The sequence below is a fragment of the Sphingobium sp. SA916 genome (assembly GCF_002894065.1).
GTDB lineage: Bacteria > Pseudomonadota > Alphaproteobacteria > Sphingomonadales > Sphingomonadaceae > Sphingobium > Sphingobium fuliginis.
Genome location: NZ_LXYF01000107.1, coordinates 63372 through 87902, shown reverse-complemented (window position 1 = coordinate 87902; position 24531 = coordinate 63372). Strand labels below are relative to the sequence as shown.

Genomic DNA, 24531 nt, shown 5'->3' with positions numbered 1-24531 from the left:
TTTAGGATGAAACCTCTACCGCATCGCACAAAATAATAGAAAAATTAAATATTTCTTCTTTATTTCTAGGAGGAAAATCAGACAGATTGCGACGTCATGAGGCAGAATGGCAATTGATTAGGGTGCATGTGGCGCGCCGCATTTTGCAAGCAGCGCATATGGCGGATTTTTGACGGAAGTTCGTTTCAGGAAAACCTTGCCCCTGTTCGTCATGCCGAACCTATCGATATGAGGAGTGGACAGGGGGAGCAGGGGATCAGCTCGCCATCGCCGCTTCGATCAGCGCGCGGCCTTCCCTGCTGGCCCAATCCATCGCGCCGACCACCCGGACCATTTCCTTGCCCTGCGCATCATAGATGACGGTCGTCGGCAGCATGCCGGTGTTGTAGTGGAAGCCGAACTGGTTTTCCGGGTCGATCCAGCCCTTCAGATGCGGCAACGGATGCTTTTCGAAAAAGGGCTTGATCACCGTCTCCCCCTGGCTGTCCTGGGAGATGGTGAGGACGGCGAGCCCCCTCCTGCCATAATCCGCCGCCACGGCATCCAGCGTCGGCATTTCCGCCACGCAGGGCGCGCACCAGGTCGCCCAGAGGTTGACCAGCACCGGCTTGCCCGCGAAATCCTTGAGGCTGGCATCGCTGCCGTCCGGATTCTGGAAGGTGAAATCGGGGGCAGGGGTTCCGGCCTTCGACCTGTCGAGCGTGTAGCTGAACGCGCCTTTCCCGCTTTGCGTCGGTCCCGTCGCCTCGCCGCTGGTGGCGTTCGGGCCTTGCCCGGCGGGCGGGGATTGCTTATCGCACGCGCCAAGGCCGGCCAGCAGGAGCAGTGTCATTACGCAGCGTAAGGATGATCGCACGGGGAAAAGCTCCAACAGCATGTGGGGCGGACGCTTCGCGGCCGGTCCGGCTTCGGTCATGCGGGAGATAAATGCGTCGATCCCGTTCGACAAGCGCCTGTGGAAGCAGGACATCGCCGGGTCGAAGGCGCATGTCGCGATGCTCGCCAAACAGGGCATCGTCGACGGAGAGGACGCGCAGGCGATCACCGAGGGGCTGAACCGCATCGCCGCCGAATATGAAGCCGACGGCGTGCCGGTCGATCTGGACCTGGAAGACATCCACATGGTCACGGAGTCGCGGCTGGCCGAACTGATCGGTCCGGCGGCGGGACGGCTGCACACGGCGCGCTCGCGCAACGATCAGGTGGCGACCGATTTCCGCCTCTGGGTGCGCGACGCCATCGATGAGGTGGAGGCGGGCCTGCAGGGCCTGTCCGCCATGCTGCTCACCCGCGCAGAGGAGCATGCCGATGCGGTGATGCCCGGCTTCACCCATCTCCAGTCCGCGCAGCCGGTGACGCTCGGTCATCACCTGATGGCCTATCATGAGATGGTCCGCCGCGACCGCAGCCGCTTCGCCGACGCCCGCGCCCGCCTCAACGAATGCCCGCTGGGCGCGGCGGCGCTGGCCGGAACCGGCTTCCCCATCGACCGCCACGCCACGGCGGCGGCGCTCGGTTTCGCCAAGCCGACCGACAACAGCCTCGACAGCGTGTCGGACCGCGACTTCGCGCTCGATTACCTCATGGCCGCGACCCAGTGCAGCCTGCACCTCTCGCGGCTGGCCGAGGAATTCATCATCTGGGCGAGCCAGCCCTTCGGCTTCGTCAAGCTGCCCGACGCCTATTCGACGGGCAGCTCGATCATGCCGCAGAAGCGCAATCCCGACGCCGCCGAACTGGTGCGCGGCCATGCCGGGCGGATCATGGGCTGCATGAATGCGCTCTGCGTCACGATGAAGGGCCTGCCGCTCGCCTATTCGAAGGACATGCAGGACGATAAGCCGCCGGTGTTCGAGGCGCATGACCTGCTGGGCCTGTCCATCGCGGCGATGACCGGCATGATCGAGACGGTGACGTTCCGCACCGACCGGATGCGCGGCCTGGCGGAAAGCGGCTTCGCCACCGCGACCGACCTCGCCGACTGGCTGGTGCGGGAGGGCGACATTCCCTTCCGCGAGGCGCATCATATCACGGGCCGCGCGGTCGCGGCGGCGGAGGCGGCGGGCGTGCAGCTTGCCGATCTGCCGCTGGAAACGCTCAAGGCCATTGATGCGCGGATCGATGAGCGTATCTATGCGGTGCTGACGGTCGACGCCTCGGTCGCCAGCCGCAGGAGCCATGGCGGCACCGCGCCCGATCAGGTGCGCGCGCGGATCGCTGAGGCCCGGAACGACGCGAAAGGGCAGAAGAAGTGATGACGGCACGGATCGCCAAGGGAGTTGCGCTGGCGGCGCTTGCGCTGGCCTTGGCGTCCTGCGGCGGTCGCCAGCCGCTGAAGCCGGTGCAGGGGCAGCGCCTGCCCGCCGTGCCGGTGGGGGCGGCGACGGCGCCCACCGCCGCGCAGCTCACCACGCCCACGATCCAGGCGCGGCCGGAACGGAATGTCGAACTGCTGACCCAATCGAAGGTGCGCGGCGACGACCCGTTCGACCTGCCGCCCGAAAGCGACCCCCGCTGATTTTGGCGATAAGATTTCTAGGATAGACTGACTTGGACCATTTTACCTATGTCGACGGCGCGATGCTGGTGGAGCAGGTGCCGATGGCGGAGATCGCCGCGCAGGTCGGCACGCCCGTCTACATCTATTCGACCGCGACCCTGACCCGCCATGTCGGCGTGTTCCGCGAAGGACTGTCGCAGCTCCATGATCCGCTGATCGCCTTCGCGGTGAAAGCCAATCCCAACGCCGCCGTGCTGGCGACGCTGGCGAAGCTGGGCCTCGGCGCCGACGTCGTGTCCGTGGGCGAGCTGCTGCGCGCCATGGCGGCGGGCATTCCGGCGGACCGCATCGTCTTTTCGGGCGTCGGCAAGACGGCCGACGAAATGCGCATCGCGCTGGAAAAGGGCATCTACCAGTTCAATCTGGAAAGTGAGCCCGAAGCGGAAATGCTCTCCGAAGTGGCCCTGTCGATGGGGAAGAGGGCGCCGGTCGCCTATCGCATCAACCCCGATGTCGACGCGGGAACCCATGCCAAGATCTCGACCGGCAAGTCGGAAAACAAGTTCGGCATCCCCTATGACCGGGCGCTGGCCAGCTATGCCGCGGCGCGCGGCCTCCCCGGCCTCGACGTGCAGGGCGTGGCGGTGCATATCGGCAGCCAGCTCACCGATCTCGCGCCCCTGGAAGCCGCCTTCGCCAAGGTCGGCGCGCTGATCGAAAGGCTGCGCGGCGAAGGCCATGACATCCGCACCGCCGATCTCGGCGGCGGGCTGGGCGTGCCCTATGATCCCTCGCAGCCGCTGCCGCCCAGCCCCGCCGACTATGGCGCGATGGTGACGCGGGTGACGCAGGGCTGGAACGTCCGCCTGATGTTCGAGCCGGGCCGCCTGATCGTCGGCAATGCGGGCGTGCTGCTGTCGCAGGTGGTGCGGGTGAAGCAGGGCGCGCAGGCCCCCTTCGTGATCGTCGACGCGGCGATGAACGACCTGTTGCGGCCCAGCCTCTACGATGCCTGGCACGACATCCGCGCCGTGCAACCGAAGGGCGAGCGCGCCGCCGCCAATGTGGTGGGCCCGGTGTGCGAGACGGGCGACACCTTCGCCATGCACCGCGACATGGATGTGGTGGGGGCGGGCGATCTGGTCGCCTTCATGACCGCCGGGGCCTATGGCGCGACCATGGCGAGCACCTATAACAGCCGCGCGCTGACGCCCGAAGTGCTGGTGTCGGGCGACAAATGGGCCGTTGTCCGCGCCCGTCCGCCGGTAGAGGCGCTGATCGAGGGGGACAGCATTCCGGCCTGGGTAGCGTCGATGGATGTGCAGGACTGATGCACAGCCTGCCCGTTTTCCTGCGGTTGCAAGGGCGGGCCGTCATCCTGACCGGCGAAGGGGAGGCGGCGGACGCCAAGCGGCGCCTGCTCGAACGGGCGGGCGCGCGGATCGTGGGCGAGGCGGCTGAGGCCACGCTCGCCATCGTGTCGGATGGCGATGCGGCGACCGTGCAGCGGCTCCGGGCCCGGGGCATATTGGTGAACGCGACCGACAGGCCGGAACTTTGCGACTTCACCCTGCCCGCCATTGTCGACCGGGGGCCGGTGCTGATCGCCATCGGCACGGGCGGCGCTTCGGCGGGTCTCGCCAAGGCGCTCAGGCAGCGCATCGAAGCTTTGCTGCCGGCCCGTCTGGGGCTGCTGGCGACGGCGCTTCACGATGCGCGCGCCGCGATCCGCCAGCGCTGGCCCGATGCCGCGGCAAGGCGGCGGGCGATCGACGCCGGCCTTGCCGTGCGCGGGCCGATCGATCCGCTGTCCGACAAAGCCGTGGACGCCGTGCCGCACTGGCTTTCCGAAGGGGGCGGGCTCGGGACCGGGGCCGACAGGCTGGAAAACATCCGCCTGCTGTCGGGCGATCCCGACGATCTCAGCCTGCGCGCCGCCCGCCTGCTGGGCGAGGCGGATCGCGTCTATCACGCGCCGGACGTGCCTGCCGCGATACTGGACAGGGCGCGGGCCGATGCCGTGCGCATCCTGGCAGACGCGCCGCCCGACGATCCGGGGGCAGGCCTGTCGCTCTGGATGGAGATGACGCCATAAGCCGGGTCTTCCTCTTCGACGGCGCTCGGGCGCAGGAAATCTCGCTGGACGATTTCTGCGCGCGGACGCAGGACGCGCCGTTCAGTTGGGTCCATGCCGATGGCTGGAAGGAGGATGCCCGCCACGTCGCGTCCCGCTGCGACCATATGCCCGAAGCGGCGCTGTCCGCGCTGCTGGCGCAGGAGACCCGGCCGCGCTGCACGCTGATGGCTCATGGCGCGCTGGTGAACCTGCGCGGGCTTGGCGCGGCGGATGACGATGGGGGCGACCCGCTGGTGTCGATCCGCCTCTGGGCCGAAGAGGCGCGGGTCATTTCCGTCAGCTATCGGCCGCTCGCGGCGATGGAGCCCGTCATGCAGCAGATGCTGCGCGGTCTGATCCGCGATCCGGGCGACCTGATCGCCGCCTTCGCGCAGCAGATCACCGAAGCGCTCGACCCGGAGGTCGCCGAGCTGGGCGACGGCCTGGACGAGATCGAAAGCGCGCTGACCGAACATGGCCCGGCGGAGGCGCGGCGGCGCGTGTCGGAAATCCGCGCGACGGCGATCGGCTATCGCCGCTTCATCGCGCCGCAGCGGCAGGCATTGGAAAGACTGTCCGCCGCCGATGCGTCATGGCTGGAACCCGACGACCGGTTGCACCTCCAGGAAGCGGCGGACCGCTGCGCCCGCATGGCGGAGGAGCTGGAAGCGGTGCGCGAACGGTCGGCGCTCGCCCATGAAGAACTGACCGACCTGCGCGCGGAGCAGATGAACCGGCAGGCGCTGATCATCTCGGTCGTGGCGCTGGTGTTCCTGCCGCTGACCTTCCTGACCGGGCTGCTGGGGATGAATGTGGACGGCATACCCTATGCCCATGAACCCTGGGCCTTTTGGGGCGTGGTCGGTGTGTGCATGGCCATGGCGGCCGGCATTGCCGGCTGGTTCGCGGCGACCCAGTGGCTGAAGTGATTCCGGCCCGTCATTCCGGCCTGCGCCGGGATGACGGCCTCAGGCCCTAGTTCCGTGCCGCGTTGAGCCGGGCGATCTCGTCATGCAGCGCCTGGATCGATGACACCAGCCGCGCCCGGTCCGCCTGCATCTCCGCCAGCGCATCGCGCGTTTCGCCCAGTTCCAGCGCGCGGCGGGCGATCCGCGCGTCCAGTTCCGCATTATGCCGCGCCAGCGCACCGACCTGCTCCGCCCTTGCGCACAAATGGCGAAGCCGCGCATCCAGCAGGTCGAAATCGAAGGGCTTCACCACATGGTCGTCGGCCCCCGCATCCAGCGCGTCGACCGCGGACACCCTGTCGTTCCGCCCGCCGATCATGACGAAGCAGGCATTTTCGGCCAGTCCCGCCGCGCGGATCTTCCGCATCGTCGTCAGGCCGGGCAGCAGCGCCAGTCCCATGTCGATCAGGATGATGTCCACCGGCCGCGTGACCAGCATGTTGATCGCGGTGAAGCCGCTTTCCGCCAGCGCGACGTCATAGCCCAGATGCGACAGCCGCCGCGCCACGACGGCGCGGGACGTGGCGTCTTCATCGACCAGCAGAAGGCGCAATCGCCGTGGCGCGCGTCCGCCGTTCGGACCCTGCGCCTGTTGCGGCCTGCTGATGCTGTCGCGTTTCCAGAATTGCATGACGTCCCACCTCTTGCCACCGCGCAGCATAGGATCGGCGGGCAAAGAAATGGTTAACGCGGCTCCGGCGCATAGGCGCGCAGGAAACAGTCCAGCCCATTGTCGACATCGGCCTCGATCTGCTCTGCCGTCGCCCGCTCGATCTGTCCCCAGACCAGCGACTGGTGACAGCCCGTAAGCATCAGCATCGTGAAGGTGCGCGCCGCCAGTTCGGGGTCTGCCCGGCGCAAAAGGCCGCGATCCATCGCCCTTTCCAGGAATTCGGCCACCAATCGCCGGGTATTGCCCGGCGCATGTTGGTAGAAGATCGCCCCCATTTCGGGAAAGCGGCCCGCTTCGGACGCCACCAGCCGGTATAGCGCGACGCTTTCGGGCGATGTGATCTTCGTCAGCAGGTTGACGCCCAGGGTCCGCAACGTGCCTGCAAGGTCGCCGTCGGGATCGAGGATTTCAGCGAGGCGCGATCGATAAGCGGTGGTCGCGTCGTCCAGAACGGCGGCGAACAGCTCTTCCTTCGACGGGAAATAGCTCCACAGGGTGCCCTTCGATCCGCCCAGCGCCGCGGCGATCCCCGACATGGTCGTCGCGGCATAGCCCTTTTCCATGAAGGAACGCGACGCGACCTTCAATATGGTCTTGCGCCGGTCGCGGCGCCGCGCTTCGCGGCGGCTGATCGGGGGAATGGGCTCCGTCATGAAATCGTACCATATAGTACGCTATTTTGGTTGACAAGGATTCGCATCAGGCGCAAAGGCTCATTTCATACTATTTGGTACGGTTTTATGCCCGTGAGTCGCCTTCCAAATCCCTTTCCCCGGTCCGCTCGCGCCGGGCTTCTTGCCGGGGGCGTGGCCCTGCTGTCGGCCTGTGCGGCGGTGCCCGACCTTGGCCCCCAGCCGGTCGTGCGCGCGCCCGCCAGCATCGCGGCGGATCGCAGCCTTCAGGCCGACGGTTCCGCGCAATGGCCGTCCGAAGGCTGGTGGAAGGGCTATGGCGATCCGCAACTGGACGCGCTGATCGAGGAAGGGCTGAAGGGTTCGCCGGACGTCAGCGCCGCCGCCGCCCGCTTCGCCCAGGCCAATGCCGCCGCGCAGCAGGCGGGCGCGCCGTTGCTGCCTTCGGTCGATCTGGACGCCAGCAGCGGCGTCACCAAATCCAGCTATAATATGGGCATGCCCAAGGAATTCGTTCCCAAGGGCTGGCTGGGTACCGGCCGGGTGGCGCTGGATTTCGGCTTCGACCTCGATCTGTGGGGCAGGAACCGGGCGGCGCTGGCGGCGGCGACTTCGGAAGCCCGCGCGGCGGAGATCGATGCGCGGCAGGCCCGGCTGGCGCTGGCGGCCGGCGTGGCCGACGCCTATGCCGATCTCGCCCGGCTCTATGACGAGCGTGACATTCAGGCCCGCGCGCTGGAAATCCGCACCGCCAGCCAGAAGCTGGTGGCGGACCGCCGCGCCAACGGGCTGGAAACGCGCGGCAGCGAGCGGCAGGCCGACGCCACCCTATTCTCCGCCAAGGCGCAGCTCGCCGCTGCCGACCAGGCGATTGCGGTCCGCCAGCATCAGATCGCCGCATTGATCGGCGCCGGACCCGACCGGGGTCTCGCCATTGCAAGGCCCCGGCTCGGCAGCCCCGGTCCGCTCGGCCTGCCGGCGGACGTCACCACCAATCTGGTCGCCCGCCGCCCCGATGTCGCCGCGGCGCTCGCCCGGACGGAAGCGGCGGCCAAGCGGATCAAGGTGGCGCGGGCCGACTTCTTTCCGGCCATTCGCCTGAGCGCGCTGATCGGCGTGCAATCGCTCGGCTATCAGACGGTGCTCCAGAACGGCGCCTTCTCCGGCGGATCGAGCTCCTTCGCGGACACGCTGTTCAAGAAGGATTCGCTGTTCGGCAATGCGGGGCCGGCGGTCAGCCTGCCGATCTTCCATGGCGGCGCGCTCAGCGGCCAGTATCGCGGCGTCCGCGCCGCCTATGAAGAGGCGGTGGCCAGCTATGACCGGACCGTGCTCGGCGCCTATCAACAGGTGGCCGACGCCGTGACCGGACGGCGGACGCTGGACCAGCGGCTGACCGATGCCCGCGCGGCGCTGACCGCGTCGGAGGAAGCCTATGACATCGCCCGCCAGCGCTATGAAGGCGGGCTCAACACCTATCTCGACGTGCTGAACGTGGAGGACCAGCTTCTGGCCGCCCGCCAGACCGTCGCGGAGCTGGAGGCCAGCGCCTTCACGCTCGACATCGCCCTCATCCGCGCGCTGGGCGGCGGCTTTGCCGCCAGCGATGCGCAGAACCCGCTCCAGTTGCCCAAGGATACGCCCCATGGCTGACGCCAAGCCCGAATTCACGTCCGAAGCGAGCAAGGCCGACGATGCGGCCGATGCCGCCGCCCGGCGCATGGAAACCCGCAGGAAATGGCTCGTGCGGCTGGCGCTGGTCATATTGGTCGTCGGCGCGGCCTATGCCCTCTGGTACCTGCTGGTCGGCCGCAATCATGTCAGCACCGACAATGCCTATGTGAATGCGGAAGTGGCGCAGGTGACGCCGCTCATTTCCGCCCAGGCGGTCGAAGTGCTGGTGACGGATACCCAGGCGGTCAAGCGCGGCGACATATTGGTGAAGCTCGACCCCACCAACGCCCGCATCGCCGTGGCGCAGGCGGAGGCCGACCTTGCCGAAGCCCGCCGCCGCTTCCGCCAGACCCTCGCGACCAGCGGCTCGCTGGCGGCGCAGGTGGAGGCGCGCGGCGCCGACATCAACCAGGCGCGGGCCCAGCTCGCGACGGCGCAGGCCGATTTCGACAAGGCGCGCATCGACCTCCGTCGGCGGGAGGCGCTGGCCCCCAACGGCGCCGTCTCGGGCGAGGAACTGACCAGCGCGCGCAAGGCCTATGCCGCGGCGCAGGCGGCGCTCGATCTGGCGAAGGCCGGGGTGGCGACGGCCGAGGCGACACGCGGCGCGGCCAGCGGCCAGCTTGCCGCCAATGACGCGCTGGTGCGCGGGTCGACCGTCGACACCGATCCCGCCGTGCTGGCCGCGAAGGCGAAGCTGGACAATGCCCGGCTCGACCTTGACCGCTCCATCATCCGCGCCCCGATCGACGGCGTCGTGACCCGGCGGTCGGTGCAGGTCGGCCAGCGCGTCGCGCAGGGCAGCCCGATCATGAGCATCGTGCCGCTCGCCCAGGTCTATGTCGACGCCAATTTCAAGGAACGCCAGCTCGGCCGGGTGAAGGTCGGCATGCCCGCCACGGTCACTTCGGACCTTTATGGCGGCGACGTCGTCTATCATGGCAAGGTGATCGGCTTCGCCGGCGGCACCGGCGCGTCGATGGCGCTGATCCCGGCGCAGAACGCCACCGGCAACTGGATCAAGGTGGTGCAGCGCCTGCCCGTGCGCATCGCGCTCGATCCCAGGGAACTGGCCGAACATCCCCTGCGCATCGGGCTTTCGATGGAAGCCGAAATCGACCTTTCGGGCGAATAGGGAGGCCCGTGGTGAGCCGCCCGGCCGAAACCTTCACGCTCCTGTCGCCCCGTCATCGCCTGCTGGCGGGGCTGACGCTGGCGCTCAGCAATTTCATGGTCGTGCTCGACCTTACCATCGCCAATGTCTCGGTGCCGCATATCGCGGGCAATCTGGGCATTTCCGCCGATCAGGGCACCTGGATCATCACCAGCTACGCCGTGGCGGAGGCGATCTGCGTGCCGCTGACCGGCTGGCTGGCGCAGCGCTTCGGCGCCGTGCGGCTGTTCACCTTCGGCATGCTGGGCTTCGGCCTGTTCTCCCTGCTGTGCGGCCTGTCCATGACGCTGGGCATGATCGTCGTCTGCCGCATCGGCCAGGGCCTGTGCGGCGGGCCGCTGATGCCGATGTCGCAGACCCTGCTGATGCGCATCTTCCCGCCGGAACAGCGCGGGCGCGTCATGGGGCTGTGGGCGATGACGACGCTGCTTGGCCCCGCGCTCGGTCCCATCGTCGGCGGCTATATCAGCGACAACTGGAGCTGGCACTGGATCTTCTTCATCAACCTGCCCATCGCGGCCCTGTGCGTCTTTGCCGCCATGGTGCTGCTGCCCCCGGTGGAGACGGATCGGATGAAGCTGCCCATCGACTATATCGGCCTTGCGCTGCTCATCTTCTGGATCGGCTGCCTTCAGATCATGCTGGACATCGGGCGCGACCATGACTGGTTCGGCGATCCGCTGATCGTCGCGCTGGCGGTGCTGGCGGCCATCGGCTTCTGCGTCTTCCTGATCTGGGAACTGACCGAGGAACATCCCATCGTCGACCTGCGCGTGTTCCGCCATATCGGCTTCACCTCCGGGGTGTTCACGCTCGCGCTCTGCTTCGGGGCCTATTTCGCGGGTATCGTCGTCATCCCGCAATGGCTGCAGATTTCGATGGGCTATACCGCCGCCTGGGCGGGGCTGGCGACGGCGTTCACGGCGATGACCGCCATGCTCGTGGCCCCCATTGTCGGGCGGCTGGTGAGCAAGGTCGACGTGCGCCTGATGATTTCGACCGGTGTCGCCTGGATCGGGCTGATGACGCTTTGGCGGGCGCACTGGACCACCGATGCGGACTTCTGGACGATCTCCCTTCCGCAACTGGCCCAGGGTTTCGGCATGCCCCTGTTCATGATCCCGCTGACGACGCTGACCCTGGGGTCGGTCCGGCCGGAGGAAACCGCCTCTGCGGCGGGCATGCAGAATTTCCTGCGCACGCTGGCCATCGCCATTTCCACGTCGATCGTGCTGACCGGCTGGGGGAACGGGCAGCGGGTGTGGCGCAATGAGGTGGTCGGGACGCTGCATGGCGACGCGACCATGGCCGACCTGGCCAGCCGCGGCTTCACGCAGGAACAGGCGCGGCAGACGGTGGGCAATCTGGTCGACGCCCAGTCGCAGGTGGTGTCGATGAACCATGTCTTCTTCATCGCCGCGCTGGTGCTGTTCCTGGCCGCCGCCGTGGTGTGGCTTGCCCCGCGCCCCACCGGCAATGTCGATCGTTCGGCGGCGCACTGACCGGCGCGCCTATTCCAGGCTGACCTCCCGGCCGATGCCGACCGCTTCCAGAAAGGCGGCGTCATGGCTGATCACGATCAACGCGCCGTCGAAGGCGGCAAGCCCCTGCTCGATGGCCGCGACGGAATCGAGATCGAGATGATTGGTCGGCTCGTCCAGCATCAGCAGCGGCGGCAATGTGTCGCCGCCAAGCACGCAGGCGAGCCCGGCGCGCAACAACTGCCCGCCGCTGAGCGTCCCCACTCTCTGCAGCGCCAGATCGGCGCGGAACCGGAACCGCGCCAATGCCGCGCGCACGGCATTTTCGGTGGCGCGGGGGTGCAGCCGGGCGAAATTGGCGGCAATGCTGGCCCGCGGGTCGAGCAGGCCGACGCCCTGGTCCAGCAGCGCGCAATCGACCGATAGCTGCACCGTACCGGACAGCGGCGGGATCAGACCGGCGATCAGCTTCAGCAGCGTCGATTTGCCCGCGCCATTGGGCCCGGTGACGGCAATCCGCTCCGGCCCGTCGATCCGCAGGCTGAAGTCGCGCAGCACCGGCGCATCGGCGCGATAGCCCGCCGACACCCTGTCGATCCGCACGATCTGCCGGTCAGCCTGCAATCCGGTCGAGGGCATGGCGACGGTCAGGCTTTCGACGATCTCGATCCGGCTGCGCGCCGCCTGCGCCGCCTCCTCCGCCTCCCGGCGCAGGCGGTCGGCCAATCGCGCGGCATCGCCGCCGGACCCTTCCGCCCGGTTCTTCCGCATGCCGATCAGGATGCGCGGCATGTCGCCCTTCGCACCCTTGCGCGCTCCGGCGGCGTCCCGGCGCTGCTTGCGCTCGGCTGCGATCTGCGTCCGGCGGGCGATGTCCGTCATGCGCCGTTCGGCCTGGTCCAGTTGCTGGCCCGCCGCGGCGAGTTCGACGGCCTTGCGCTCGCGATAGGCGGTCCAGTTGCCGCCATAGCGCTGGATGCCAAGGCTCGTCAGTTCCGCAATGGCCTCCATCTGCTCCAGCAGCGCGCGGTCGTGGCTGACGACGATCGCGCCGGCCTTCCATCGCGAAAGCAGGTCGGACAGGGCAGCGCGCCCCTCGGCATCCAGATTGTTGGTCGGCTCGTCCAGCAACAGGAAGTCGGGCCGGGCAAAGGCCGCTCCGGCCAGCGCGGCGCGGCTGCGCTGGCCGCCGGACAAGGCCAGCAATGGCGTGTCGGGATCGGCCGCCAGCCCGACGGAGGCCAGCGCTTCCTCCATCCGCCCGGGCAGCGTCCAGTCGCAGGCCTCCAGCTCCGCCATATCGGCCTCGCCCCGCTCCGCCTTGCCGAGCAGGGCCAGCGCCTCCCGCGCGCCGAACAGGTCGGCAATGCGTTCCTCCGGGTCGACCTGAACGGTTTGGCGCAGCGTCGCGATGCCGCCGTCGATGCGGATCGTGCCGCTGGCGGGCGCGCGTTGCCCGGCGATCAGGGCGAGCAAGGTCGACTTGCCGACGCCATTGCGTCCGACAAGGCCGAGTCGTTCGGCGGTGAAACGAAAATCGAGCCCGGAAAGGACGGCCGTGCCGTCAGGCGCGGACCAGCCGAGCTGGGAAATGACGATGGAGGGCATGGACGGCAACTTTCCTGAGGGCAGAGCGATTGGGCTTTGCGATCAGATAGTTGTCCATGGCGTCATCCTCCGGGAAACGGGATCGGGGGATACAGCGGCGCGTCATCCTTGGCAACTGTCGTCGGTCGCGCCCGATTGACGCGGCGCAACATCGCGGCCACTGAGTGGCGAAAAAGGCTTGGGGTCTCATGCGAATCGTCATCATCGACGACAGCGGCCTGCGCGCGACGGTTCTGGAGGAAGGGCTGCGCGAGGCGGGCTATGACGATATTCATATCGTCCCCCCGCGCGGCGGATTCGTCGCGCGGCTGGAACGCATGGCCCCGGACGTCGTGCTGATGGACCTGGGCAGCCCCAGCCGCGATACGCTGGAGGAGATGCTGACGGTCAGCCGGGCGCTCGCCCGTCCCATCGCCATGTTCGTCGACCAGTCCGACGAGGCGATGATCGGCGCGGCCATCGACGCGGGCGTATCCGCCTATGTCGTCGACGGGCTGCGGAAGGAGAGGGTGAAGCCGGTGCTGGAACTGGCGGTGCGGCGCTTCAACGCCTTCGCGAAATTGCAGTCCGAACTGGACGAGGCGCGCACCGCGCTGTCCGACCGCAGGATAGTCGATCGCGCCAAGTCCATCCTGATGAGCCAGCGCGGCCTTTCGGAGCCGGACGCCTATGCGCTGCTGCGGTCGAGCGCGATGAATCAGGGAAAGAAGATCGTGGACGTCGCCCAGGCCCTCATCACCGCCAGCGACCTGTTGGGAGGGATGTGATGACGACCGACCTGCGCATCGCCTTCCTGCCGCTGACCGACGCCGCCGTATTGGCGGTGGCGCGGGAAAGGGGCTTCGCGGAGGAGGAGGGGCTGCATCTCGACCTCGTCCGCACGACAAGCTGGGCGACGTCGCGCGACCGGCTGGTGTTCGGCCAGGTGCAGGCCGCCCATATGCTGGCGCCGCTCGCCGTCGCCGTGACCCTGGGGTTGAGCCAGCAGGCCGCGCCGCTTGCCGCGCCCTACAAGCTCAACGTCAACGGCAACATGCTGGTGATGGCGAGCGCGTTCGCGCAGGCGCTGGACCCGGACATAGCGGCGCGGCTGGACGATCCGCTGGGCACCGCGCATGATTTCGCGGCGGCCATCGGCCTCTGGAAGCGCAAGCCGGTGATCGGCGTCGTCCATCGCTTTTCCAGCCATTCCGTCATGCTGCGCTACTGGCTGGCGAGCGCGGGGGTCGATCCGGATCGCGACGTCATCCTGCGCGTGCTTCCCCCCTCGCTGACGGTGGAGGCGATCGGGGCGGGGGAGATTGACGGCTTCATCGCGGGCGAACCCTGGGGCAGCGCGGCCGTGGATGCAGGGTTGGCCGAAGCCGTGGCCATTGGCGAGCGCATCTGGCGGCGCGGGGTGGAGAAGATGCTGGCTTTCCGCACGCCCTGGCTGGAGGAGAATCCCGACAGCGTCGACCGGTTGCTGCGGGCGCTTGTGCGGGCGGCGGGCTGGTGCGACGACCCGGAAAATCAGGAGGCGCTGGCGCATCTTCTCTCGCGCCCCCAATATGTGGACCAGCCTGCGGAGGTGATCCTGCGCGCGCTGTCGGGCAGGATCGTGCCCCGCATCGACATGGCGCCGCTCTCCATGCCCGATTTCATGCTCTTCTCGCGGGAGGCGACGCCCTTTCCGTGGCGCAGCCAGGCGCTGTGGATCTATTCGCAGCTCGTCCGCTGGAAGATGGTGGACCATAGCGCGGACAATGCCGCCCGGGCCGCGTCGGTGTTCCGGCCGGACATCTTCCGCCGGGCGCTGGCGGACAGCGACGTCGCGATGCCGGGCGCCAGCATGAAGGTGGAAGGGGCGGTGGCCTCTCCGCTCGCGGTGGGATCGAAACGGGGCGAACTGACGCTGGGGCCGGACCGTTTCTTCGACGGCCGGATATTCGATCCGGAGCGGATCGAGGATTTCCTCGCCAGCTTCTGAAATCCCGCCCTCGCGCTCGCCAATTTGTGCCTTGCAACATGGATCGAATCGCGAGATAAGATGAGAGTCGCGCGACGAGGCGCGTTTTCCGGGATGAGCCCTTCCCAAGGTCGGGATCGCGTTCTCCCTCCGATCATACAGCAAAGCCGCTGGCCGGATTTCGCAGGAGCGAGGTCCGGAAGCGGCTTTTTTCGTGCCCATTTCACAAGATTCGAGGGACGTCATCATGGCAACTGCATATTGGGAGCGTCCGGAGGACCAGGCTCCGGGGGTTGAAGGAGAAGCCGGCCAGACCAGTTTCTGGAAGGCCGGGCACACGCCCACGCTCATCGCTGCTTTCCTCTATTTCGACCTTGCCTTCATGGTGTGGGTGCTGCTGGGACCGCTGGCCCCCTCCATCTCCAAAAGCCTGGGCCTGACGCCGGCCGAAAAGGGCCTGATGGTCGCCGTCCCGACTTTGGCGGGCGCCGTGCTGCGGGTCGTCAACGGCCTGCTGGTCGATCGGATCGGCTGCAAGCAGGCGGGGGCGATCAGCCAGGCGGTCGTCATCCTCGGCCTCTTCACGGCATGGCTTCTCGGCGTCGACAGCTTCGGCGGCACGCTGGCGCTGGGCGTGATCCTGGGCTTTGCCGGGGCCAGCTTCGCGATCGCGCTGCCGCTCGCCAGCCGCTGGTATCCCGCCGAACATCAGGGCAAGGCGATGGGCCTTGCCGGCATGGGCAATTCCGGCACGGTGCTGGCGTCGCTGTTCGCGCCGATGCTGGCCAGGCTGTTCGGCTGGAACGCGGTGCTGGGCCTTGCCTGCATTCCGCTGACCATCGTCTTCATCCTCTATATGGTCATGGCCCGCAACGCGCCCGATGCGCCCGCGCCCAAGCGGCTGGTCGATTATTTCCATCCGCTGAAAAGCGCCGACGCCTGGTGGCTGATGGGCTTCTACTCGGTGACCTTCGGCGGTTTCGTGGGACTGGCCGCCTCGCTGCCGATCTACTTCACCGATCAATTCGGCCTTACCCCGGTGGTCGCGGGCTATTGCACCGCCGGCTGCGTCTTCGCCGGGTCGCTGGTGCGCCCGATGGGCGGCGCGCTGGCCGACCGGATCGGCGGCGTCAAGGCGCTGATGATGGTCTATATCGCTGCCGCGCTGGCTCTGGCGGGCGTCGCCTATGCGCCGACGCTGCTCTCCGCCCTCGGCTTCTTCGTCGCCGCGATGCTGGCGCTGGGCGTCGGGAACGGCGCGGTCTTCCAGCTCGTGCCGCAGCGCTTTCAGGCGGAAATCGGCGTCATGACCGGGCTGGTCGGCATGGCGGGCGGCATTGGCGGCTTCTATCTCGCCTCGTCGCTGGGCATCGCCAGGCAGTTCACCGGCAGCTTCGCGCCCGGCTTCCTGATCTTCGCGGGCCTTGCGCTGGCCGCCTTCCTCGGCATCACGCTGGTCCGCGCCCGCTGGCGCGCGACCTGGACCGGCGCAGCGCGCATCTGATCGGGTTACGGCAAGGAGAGGGAGGTGGCGGCCCACGACAGGCCGCCGCCCTTTTCGCGCCTGCGGCAAGGCGCAGGGGCGCCGCAACAAAAATACCTCGTGCTGCGAGGAATCGCTTGACCCGAATCGTCAAGAGCATATGCTGCAATGCAAGGGACAGGGTTGTCCTTCTTCCATAGCCGCGGTGGTCCACAGACGGACGATCAAGGCGCTTATGATGGCAAGGCCGCCATCCAGACTTCCGGTTTCAGGACCGGGGGTCCGGATGGCGGCCTTTTTCTTTTCTGGAGTCGAAGGATGGATTTTCAGAACAACGCCGGACCGGAAACGGCCAGTGAAGAGGCGCTCTTCATGCCTTCGGACGATGTTCGCGAACATCTGGTGGTGGTGGGCAACGGCATGGCCGGCTGCCGCGCGGTCGAGGAACTGCTGGCGCGGGACAGGGACCGTTACCGCGTCACCATCTTCGGCGCGGAGCCCCATGTAAATTATAACCGCATCATGCTCTCGCCGGTTCTGGCCGGGGAAAAGAGCTTCGACGACATCATCATCAACAGCCGCGACTGGTACAGCGACAACAATATCGAACTGATCGCGGGCGATCCGGTGACGGCGATAGACCGCGCCGGAAAGACCGTCACGAGCCAATCGGGTCGCACCGTCGGCTATGACAAGCTGCTCATCGCCACCGGGTCGGACCCCTTCATCATCCCGGTTCCGGGGAAGGACCTGCCCGGCGTCATCAGCTTCCGCGACATGAAGGATGTCGACGCCATGCTGGAGGCCGCCGGAAAGGGCGGCGACGCGGTGGTGATCGGCGGCGGCCTGCTCGGCCTCGAAGCCGCACATGGCCTGACCCTGCGCGGCATGAAGGTGACCGTCATCCACCTCATGGACACGCTGATGGAGCGGCAGCTCGACGAAGCGGCGGGCTGGCTGCTGAAGTCGGCTCTGGAGGGCCGGGGCCAGACCATCCTGACCGGCGCCAACACCGAATCTATCTATGGCGACGGCAAGGTCGAGGGCGTCCGGCTGAAGGACGGCCGCGAAATCCCCGCCAGTCTGGTGGTGATGGCTGTGGGCATCCGTCCCTCGACCGCTCTTGCCCGCGAAGCCGGGCTGGAGGTCGATCGCGGCATCAGGGTCGACGACCATATGGTCACCAGCGACCCCGATATTCTCGCTGTCGGCGAATGCGTCGAGCATGACGGCAATGTCTACGGCCTCGTCGCGCCGCTGTGGGAGATGTGCCGCAGCCTCGCTGACGGCCTGACCGACCGGCATAGCGGCTACAGGGGTTCCGTCACCTCCACCAAGCTCAAGGTCGCGGGTCTGGACGTCTTCTCCGCCGGCGACTTCTCGGGCGGAGAGGGGTGCGAGGACATCGTCCTGCGCGACGCCTCGCGCGGGATCTACAAGCGCGTCGTCGTCAGGGACGACAGGATCGTCGGCGCGGTGCTCTATGGCGACACGGTCGATGGCGGCTGGTATTTCGACCTGCTGAAGCGCGAGGAGGATGTCAGCGGCATTCGCGACCTGCTGATCTTCGGTCAGGCTTATGCCGCCCTTGGCGCCTCGGGAGGGGGCGCGCTGGACCCTAAGGCGGCCGTTGCGGCGCTCTCGGACGATGCCGAGATCTGCGGCTGCAACGGCGTAGCCAAGGGCCAGGTCGTCGCCTGCATCGAAAAGGGCGCGTGCAGCCTCGACGCGGTGCGCGCCACCTGCAAGGCGTCGGCAAGCTGCGGCTCCTGCACCGGCCTTGTCGAAAATCTGCTGAGCGTCGTGCTGGGCGATGAGGTCCAGTCCGGCCCGAAGACCCTGTGCAAATGCACCAGCTTCACCCATGACGATGTCCGGCGGGAAATCGTGGCGCAGAATATGCGCTCCATCCCGGAAGTCATGCAACTGCTGCACTGGTCGACGCCGGACGGCTGCTCCTCCTGCCGCCCCGCGCTGAACTATTATCTGCTCTGCGCGCTGCCGGGCGAATATCGGGACGACCAGCAGAGCCGCTTCGTCAACGAACGGATGCACGCCAACATCCAGAAGGACGGCACCTATTCGGTCGTGCCGCGCATGTGGGGCGGCCTCACCAGCCCCAGGGAACTGCGCGCCATCGCCGACGTGGTCGAGAAGTACAACGCGCCCATGGTGAAGGTGACGGGCGGCCAGCGGCTCGACATCTTCGGCATCAGGAAGGAAGACCTGCCCGCCGTCTGGGCCGATCTCAACGCCGCCGGCATGGTGTCGGGCCATGCCTATGGCAAGTCGCTGCGCACGGTGAAGACCTGCGTCGGGTCCGAATGGTGCCGCTTCGGCACGCAGGATTCCACGGGCTTGGGGGTCAGGATCGAGCGGATGACCTGGGGATCGTGGATGCCCCACAAGTTCAAGATCGCGGCGTCGGGCTGTCCCCGCAACTGCGCGGAGGCGACGATCAAGGACTTCGGCGTGGTCTGCGTCGACTCGGGCTATGAACTGCATGTCGGCGGCAATGGCGGCATCCATGTCCGCGCCACCGACCTGCTGTGCAAGGTTTCGACCGAGCAGGAGGCGCTCGATCATTGCGCCGCCTTCATCCAGCTCTACCGCGAGGAAGCCCGCTATCTGGAGCGCACCGCGCCGTGGATAGAGCGCGTCGGCGTCGACTATGTGAAGAGCCGGATCGTCGAGGACGAAGCAGGCCGCGAGGCGCTGCGCAGCCGCTTCCTCTATTCGCAGAGCTTCTCCCAGGATGATCCCTGGGCGCAGCGCGCAGCCGGTGCGGACAGCGAACTGCACCAGCCCCTCGAACCCCCAATGCCCTTTGGCGCCATCGCTGCGGAGTGAACGACATGACCGACTGGATCGACATCGGAACGCTGGCCGACATTCCCCAGCGCGGCGCCCGTACCGTGCAGATCGCAGGAGAGAAGGAAATCGCGGTGTTCCGCACCGGCGACGACCATGTCTTCGCGCTGGTCAATGAATGCCCGCACAAAAAAGGCCCGCTCAGTCAGGGCATCGTCCACGGCCACAGCGTCGCCTGCCCGCTGCACAACTGGACCATCGCGCTCAGAACGGGCGAGGCGCAGGGCGGGGATAAGGGCTGCACCCCGACCATAGCGGTGCGGATGGAAGGAGACCGCATCCTGATAGCACCGCCGGAGCAGGCGAGGGCGGCGGCGTGAACCGGCACAGCAAAAACCCCCTTCCCTTCAGGGGAGGGGCCGGGGCAGCCCCCACAGGCGAACCCGAAGGGGAGGGGTGAATGGAGCGCGCCATCCGCACCACCTGCGCCTATTGCGGCGTCGGCTGCGGCATCTCAGCGACGCCGACCGGCCCGCGCTCGGTCACGATCAGGGGCGACGCGGCGCATCCCGCCAATGCCGGCCGCCTCTGTTCCAAGGGCACGCATCTGGGCGAGACGACAGGGCTGACCGGCCGCCTGCTGCACCCGATGATCGGCAACAGGCGGGCAGGCTGGGACAAGGCGCTGGACCTTGTCGCCCGGCGCTTTCGCGAAACCATCGATCGTCATGGCCCGGACAGCGTGGCCTTCTACGTCTCCGGTCAGCTCATGACGGAGGATTATTATGTCGCCAACAAGCTGATGAAGGGCTTCATAGGCTCCTCCAACATCGACACCAACAGCCGCCTCTGCATGTCCAGCGCCGTCGCCGGACACAACCGGGCCTTCGGCGAGGATGTCGTGCCCGCCAGCTATGACGATCTGGAGCAGGCGGACCTGATCGTGCTGGTGGGTTCCAACACCGCCTGGTGCCACCCCATCGTCTATCAGCGCATACAGGCGGCCCGCGCCGCGCGCGGCACGAAACTGGTCGTCATCGACCCGCGCCGCACCGAAACCTGCGAAGGGGCCGATCTGTATCTGCCGGTGAAGCCCGGCACCGACGTTGCCCTGATGAACGGCCTGCTGGCCTGGATAGCGCAGCAGGGGCTCACCGATCCGGCCTTCCTCGCCGATCATGTCAGCGCGCCCGAGGGTTTCTGGGAACATGTCCGCACCGGGCACGATCTCTGGACGACCGCGAAGACCTGCGACGTCGCGCCCGCGCTGCTGGAGCAGTTCTACACGCTGTTCGCCGCCACGCCGCGCACGGTGACGCTGTTCAGCCAGGGCATCAACCAGTCGATCCGCGGCACCGATCAGGTGAACGCGATCATCAACGTCCACCTCGCCACCGGCCGCATCGGCAAGCCGGGCGCGGCGCCCTTCTCGATCACCGGCCAGCCCAACGCCATGGGCGGGCGGGAAGTCGGCGGCCTTGCCTCCAGCCTTGCCGCCCATATGGATTTCGCGCCGGAAAATGTAGAGCGGGTGGGCCGCTTCTGGGCCGCCCCCGCCATGGCCACCAAGCCGGGCCTGAAAGCCGTCGACCTGTTCCGCGCCATCAACGAAGGCCGGATCAAGGCGCTCTGGATCATGGCGACCAACCCCGCCGTCTCCATGCCCGACGCGAACCGGGTCAGGGACGCGCTGGCCGCCTGTCCCTTCGTCGTCATGTCGGACATCATGGCCGACACCGATACGGGCGCGCATGCCCATGTCCGCCTGCCTGCCGCCGGCTGGGGGGAAAAGGACGGCACCGTCACCAATTCGGACCGCACGATCAGCCGCCAGCGCCCCTTCCTGCCGCTGCCCGGAGAGGCGAAGCCGGACTGGTGGATCGTCAAGGAGGTCGCGCGCCGCATGGGGTGGCGCAATGCCTTCGCCTATGATCGGCCCGCCGACATCTGGCGCGAACATGCGCGGCTCACCGCTTATGGCAATGATGGGCAGCGGGTGCTGAACCTGCGCGCCTGGGCCGCCATCGGCAATGATGCCTATGACGCCATGGAGCCGTTCCGCTGGGGCGGCACGCCCTTTGCCGACGGCCGCTTCCCGACGCCGGACGGCCGGGCGCGGCTGGTCCTGACGAAGCAGATGGACATGCAGGAGCCGCTGAAACAGTGGCCGATGACGCTCAACACCGGCCGTTATCGCGACCAGTGGCACACGATGAGCCGCACCGGCCTGTCCCCTAAACTCGCCCGCCATCGCGAAGAGCCGCTGGTGGAAATCCACCCGCGGGACGCGGCGGCGCTGGGGATTGCCGACCGCGACCTCGCCCGCGTCGAGACGGCGCAGGGCAACAGCATCTTCCGCGTCAGCCTGAACGAAGGCCAGCGGCGCGGCGAAATCTTCACCCCGATCCACTGGACGGACCAGACGTCCAGCGGCGGGCGCACCGGCCTGCTCCCGCGTCCGCTGGTCGATCCCCATTCGGGCCAGCCCGGCTTCAAATCCACCCCGGCCAGCGTCGGGAAGGTCGCGACCGAGTGGAGCGGTTTCCTCATCCTGCGCGATCGGGAAGGGATCGGGCAGCCGGTGAAGCTGCCCTGCCTCTGGTCCACCCGGATCGCCGTGCCGGGCGGCGCGCTCTACGAAATCGCCGGCAATGGCGACCCCGCCCGCCTCGACGCCTTTCTTCCGAAGGGCGACCGCGTCGAGGCGATGGACGCATCGCGCGGCACGCGCCGCATCGCGACCATCGGCGAAGGCAGGCTGAACGGCGTGCTGTTCGTGACGCGCAGCGGCCTGCTGCCCTCGCGCGACTGGCTGATCGGCCAGTTGCAGGCAGAGGGGGTGGGCGGCTCCGTCCTCGCGGCGCGGGGACCGGGCGCGGCTGGAGACAAGGGCGCGACCGTCTGCGTCTGCTTCGACATCGGCCTCAACCAGATCGTCGCCGCGATCCGCGAACGGCAACTGGTCGATGTGCCCGCCATCGGCAGGGCGCTGGGCGCGGGCGCCAATTGCGGATCGTGCCGGCCCGCGCTCGCCAACATCCTTGCCCAAAACATGCAGGAGACGCTTCATGCAGCCGAATGATCTTATCGCCCCCGGACAGGTCTGGCTGGTCGGCGCGGGGCCGGGCGATCCGGACCTGCTCACCCGCAAGGCCGAAAGGCTGATCGCGGCGGCGGATGTCGTCTTCCACGACGCGCTGGTCGGGCCGGGCGTGATCGACCTCATCCCCTCAGGCGTCGAGCGGGTCAGCGTCGGCAAGCGTTCGGGCCGCCATTCGAAGGCGCAGGGCAGCATCAACGACCTGCTGCTCGCGGCCGCCAGGGCGGGTCGCCGCGTCGTCCGCCTCAAGGGCGGCGACCCCTCGGTCTTCGGCCGCTCGGCGGAGGAGATGGCCCATCTGGCGGAGGCGAGCGTTGCCGTGCGCATCTGCCCCGGCGTCACCACGGCCAGCGCGGCGGCGGCGAGCGGGCATGCCTCGCTCACCCTGCGCGGGGTGGCGCGGGGACTGACGCTGGTGACGGCGCATCTGAAGGCGGGCGAGCCGCTGCGGCTCGACTGGGAAGCGCTGGCCCGTCCGGGCGGCACGCTCGGCATCTATATGGGCCGCGCGGCGGCGGGCGAGATCGGCCGCTGCCTGATCGCCGCCGGACGCGATCCCGAAACGCCGGTGATGGTGGCGGTCAACGTCTCCCTGCCCAATGAACGCCTGATCCGCGGCAAGCTGTCGGCGCTCGCCTTTCTGGTGCGGACGATCAGCGACGACGACCCGACCCTGCTGCTGATCGGGGAGGCGGTGGCCGGGACGCATGCGCCGGTGGAGAGCATGGCGAGCGTCGCGCTGACCGGGTCATCATAGCGGACCGCGCTCTCGCGAGCGACTTGTCTCGTCCGAGCGCCTTCCCGGGAGCCTGTTATCCTATCGACCGCTCCTTGCCAGATCCTCCAGATCCTCCGGCCGGTTGATGTTGGGCAGCACGAACTCCGGCCGCTCCACGATCCGCGCGTCCACCCGCTCCAGCCAGCCACGGATCGACCGGTTATTCTCCTCCGCCAGATGCGCGTCCAACTCGCCAGCCAGGGAAGCAGGCCAGAAGCCGATCAGCTGCTGCCCCTTGAGGATGGCGGCTCCCTGTCCGATCAACGCCTCCGCCAGCCCGTCCGGATAGGCGGGCACGTCGCATCCGGTCGTCAGCACCGCGTCATAACCCAGCGCCCGCGCATGATGCAGCGCCGCGTTCAGGCCCCCCAGCGGCCCCATGTCCGCAGCCGGGCGATCCGCCAGCCCGATCATCCCCTCCACCTGCCGGCCGCAGACCGCCACGGTTTCGACCTGCCGCCCCAGCGCCGCCACCGCATGCTCCAGCAGGCTGCGCCCGTCCAGCATCGCCCGCGCCTTGTCGCTGCCGAACCGGCTGGACCGCCCGCCGGCCAGAACCGCCCCCATCAGCCGCATCATGCGCCGCCCGCGATGATCCGGGCATAGCTGTCGGGATCGACATTGCTGCCGGAGATCACCACGACGCTCGCCCCCTCGGCATCCGGAGCCAGCCCGGCCAGCATCGCCGCCAGCGACGCGGCCCCGCCCGGCTCCACCACCAGCTTGAGCGCCGAAAAGGCAAAGCGCATCGCGTCGCGCACCTGATCGTCGCTCACCGCGAGGCCGCCCGCCAGATAGGCCCGGTTGATGGGAAAGGTCAGCGCCCCCGGCGCGGGAGACAGCAGGGCGTCGCAGATCGACCGCGCATCGGGCGATACGCTTTCCCGCACGCCGCTCGCCAGCGAGCGCGCCGTATCGTCGAACGCTTCCGGCTCCACCGCCAGGATCGCGACGCCGGGCTGGCGCGCCTTCACGGCGGTCGCGATTCCCGACACCATGCCGCCGCCGCCGCAATTGACGAGGATCTGGCCGATCTCCGCCCCTGCTTCGGCGGCCTGTTCCATGATCTCCAGCCCGATCGTCCCCTGGCCGGCCATGATGAAGGGATCGTCGAAGGACGGCACCAGCACCGCGCCCCGTTCGTTCACCAGCCTCATGGCGATTTCCTCCCGGCTTTGGGTGAAGCGGTCATAGGGCACGACATCGGCGCCCAGCGCCCGCGTATTCGCCGTCTTGATCGCGGGCGCGTCGGCCGGCATCACGATCGTCGCCGCCATGCCCAGCAACCGCGCCGCAAGGGCCACGCCCTGCGCATGATTGCCCGAAGACCAGGCGACGACCCCCGCCTTCCGCTCCGCCGCGTCCAGGCGGGCCAGCCGGTTGTAGGCGCCGCGGAACTTGAACGATCCGCTGTGCTGCGCGCCTTCGAACTTCACCAGCACGCGCCGGCCGCAGCGGGCGTTGAGCGCCGCATTTTCCAGCAGCGGCGTGCGGATGGCGGCAGGGGCGATGACCCGCGCCGCATCCTCGACATCGGCGGGGCTGATGGCGAACGGCATGCAATCTCCTTCCATGGCTGCCTCTT

21 protein-coding genes are annotated in these 24531 nt (G+C 68.0%); 15 read left to right on the top strand and 6 right to left on the bottom strand.

All coding sequences use genetic code 11. The features are described from left to right. Positions 1-256: 256 nt before the first annotated feature. Positions 257-832: a TlpA disulfide reductase family protein gene (locus A8G00_RS24355; RefSeq protein ID WP_172451970.1), complete on the bottom strand. Its 576-nt coding sequence runs from the start codon at positions 830-832 to the stop codon at positions 257-259. Positions 833-875: 43 nt separating this feature from the next. Between A8G00_RS24355 and argH the strand changes: the two genes are divergently transcribed. From argH to A8G00_RS24330, 5 genes are read left to right on the top strand one after another with little or no spacing between them, the layout of a single operon-like run. Beyond that, the gene (gene argH, locus A8G00_RS24350) at positions 876-2255 is read left to right on the top strand and encodes an argininosuccinate lyase (RefSeq protein WP_044660176.1); all 1380 of its coding nucleotides are present in this window, start codon (positions 876-878) and stop codon (positions 2253-2255) included. Next, on the top strand, positions 2255-2518 hold the full coding sequence (locus A8G00_RS24345; RefSeq protein ID WP_025547053.1) for a hypothetical protein: 264 nt from the start codon (positions 2255-2257) through the stop codon (positions 2516-2518). The genes argH and A8G00_RS24345 overlap by 1 nt, the downstream gene beginning before the upstream one ends. A gap of 32 nt (positions 2519-2550) precedes the next feature. Then, positions 2551-3831, top strand: a complete 1281-nt coding sequence (lysA, locus tag A8G00_RS24340) for a diaminopimelate decarboxylase (protein WP_103001924.1) — start codon at positions 2551-2553, stop codon at positions 3829-3831. Beyond that, complete coding sequence (locus A8G00_RS24335) at positions 3831-4595, top strand: bifunctional precorrin-2 dehydrogenase/sirohydrochlorin ferrochelatase (protein WP_103001923.1); 765 nt, start codon at positions 3831-3833, stop codon at positions 4593-4595. Before lysA ends, A8G00_RS24335 begins: the two co-directional genes overlap by 1 nt. Then, entirely contained in the window at positions 4574-5545 is a 972-nt protein-coding gene (locus tag A8G00_RS24330) for a zinc transporter ZntB (RefSeq protein WP_316252060.1), read from the top strand. Before A8G00_RS24335 ends, A8G00_RS24330 begins: the two co-directional genes overlap by 22 nt. A 46-nt stretch (positions 5546-5591) precedes the next feature. Here A8G00_RS24330 and A8G00_RS24325 read toward each other — a convergent pair whose 3' ends face one another. Together A8G00_RS24325 and A8G00_RS24320 are read right to left on the bottom strand one after the other, a co-directional pair. Continuing rightward, entirely contained in the window at positions 5592-6215 is a 624-nt protein-coding gene (locus A8G00_RS24325; protein WP_172451969.1) for a response regulator transcription factor, read from the bottom strand. A gap of 53 nt (positions 6216-6268) precedes the next feature. Further along, positions 6269-6910, bottom strand: coding sequence for a TetR/AcrR family transcriptional regulator (locus A8G00_RS24320; RefSeq protein WP_025547049.1), 642 nt, complete (start codon positions 6908-6910; stop codon positions 6269-6271). A gap of 87 nt (positions 6911-6997) precedes the next feature. On the opposite strand from A8G00_RS24320, the gene A8G00_RS24315 reads away from it, so the two are divergent. Genes A8G00_RS24315 through A8G00_RS24305 form a run of 3 tightly spaced genes read left to right on the top strand, consistent with a single transcriptional unit; the run spans position 6998 to position 11239 of the window. Then, a complete protein-coding gene (locus A8G00_RS24315; protein ID WP_103001921.1) occupies positions 6998-8542 on the top strand; it encodes an efflux transporter outer membrane subunit in 1545 nt (514 codons plus the stop codon). Further along, on the top strand, positions 8535-9698 hold the full coding sequence (locus A8G00_RS24310; protein WP_048575462.1) for an EmrA/EmrK family multidrug efflux transporter periplasmic adaptor subunit: 1164 nt from the start codon (positions 8535-8537) through the stop codon (positions 9696-9698). The genes A8G00_RS24315 and A8G00_RS24310 overlap by 8 nt, the downstream gene beginning before the upstream one ends. Positions 9699-9709: 11 nt before the next feature. Beyond that, positions 9710-11239, top strand: coding sequence for a DHA2 family efflux MFS transporter permease subunit (locus A8G00_RS24305; protein WP_025547043.1), 1530 nt, complete (start codon positions 9710-9712; stop codon positions 11237-11239). A gap of 9 nt (positions 11240-11248) precedes the next feature. On the opposite strand, the gene A8G00_RS24300 is transcribed toward A8G00_RS24305, so the two are convergent. Then, positions 11249-12826, bottom strand: coding sequence for an ABC-F family ATP-binding cassette domain-containing protein (locus tag A8G00_RS24300; RefSeq protein WP_103001920.1), 1578 nt, complete (start codon positions 12824-12826; stop codon positions 11249-11251). A 188-nt stretch (positions 12827-13014) separates the two neighbouring features. Between A8G00_RS24300 and A8G00_RS24295 the strand changes: the two genes are divergently transcribed. The 7 genes from A8G00_RS24295 to cobA all read left to right on the top strand — a co-directional run bounded on the left by A8G00_RS24295 (position 13015) and on the right by cobA (position 22925). After that, positions 13015-13593, top strand: coding sequence for an ANTAR domain-containing response regulator (locus A8G00_RS24295; RefSeq protein ID WP_025547041.1), 579 nt, complete (start codon positions 13015-13017; stop codon positions 13591-13593). After that, positions 13593-14795, top strand: a complete 1203-nt coding sequence (locus A8G00_RS24290) for an ABC transporter substrate-binding protein (protein ID WP_103001919.1) — start codon at positions 13593-13595, stop codon at positions 14793-14795. Before A8G00_RS24295 ends, A8G00_RS24290 begins: the two co-directional genes overlap by 1 nt. 226 nt (positions 14796-15021) lie before the next feature. Next, entirely contained in the window at positions 15022-16278 is a 1257-nt protein-coding gene (locus tag A8G00_RS24285; protein ID WP_103001918.1) for a NarK/NasA family nitrate transporter, read from the top strand. A gap of 297 nt (positions 16279-16575) precedes the next feature. Continuing rightward, positions 16576-19107: a nitrite reductase large subunit NirB gene (gene nirB, locus A8G00_RS24280; protein WP_103001946.1), complete on the top strand. Its 2532-nt coding sequence runs from the start codon at positions 16576-16578 to the stop codon at positions 19105-19107. A 5-nt stretch (positions 19108-19112) separates the two neighbouring features. Further along, positions 19113-19448: a nitrite reductase small subunit NirD gene (nirD, locus tag A8G00_RS24275; protein WP_025547035.1), complete on the top strand. Its 336-nt coding sequence runs from the start codon at positions 19113-19115 to the stop codon at positions 19446-19448. 80 nt (positions 19449-19528) lie between these two features. Continuing rightward, positions 19529-22150, top strand: a complete 2622-nt coding sequence (locus A8G00_RS24270) for a nitrate reductase (protein ID WP_103001917.1) — start codon at positions 19529-19531, stop codon at positions 22148-22150. Further along, positions 22137-22925 (top strand): uroporphyrinogen-III C-methyltransferase, encoded by a 789-nt coding sequence (gene cobA, locus A8G00_RS24265; RefSeq protein ID WP_103001916.1) that lies wholly within the window; start codon positions 22137-22139, stop codon positions 22923-22925. The genes A8G00_RS24270 and cobA overlap by 14 nt, the downstream gene beginning before the upstream one ends. 60 nt (positions 22926-22985) lie before the next feature. Here cobA and A8G00_RS24260 read toward each other — a convergent pair whose 3' ends face one another. Next, entirely contained in the window at positions 22986-23522 is a 537-nt protein-coding gene (locus A8G00_RS24260) for a molybdenum cofactor guanylyltransferase (RefSeq protein WP_103001945.1), read from the bottom strand. Next, a complete protein-coding gene (locus A8G00_RS24255; RefSeq protein WP_103001915.1) occupies positions 23522-24505 on the bottom strand; it encodes a threonine/serine dehydratase in 984 nt (327 codons plus the stop codon). Before A8G00_RS24255 ends, A8G00_RS24260 begins: the two co-directional genes overlap by 1 nt. Between the last annotated feature and the right edge of the window lie 26 nt (positions 24506-24531).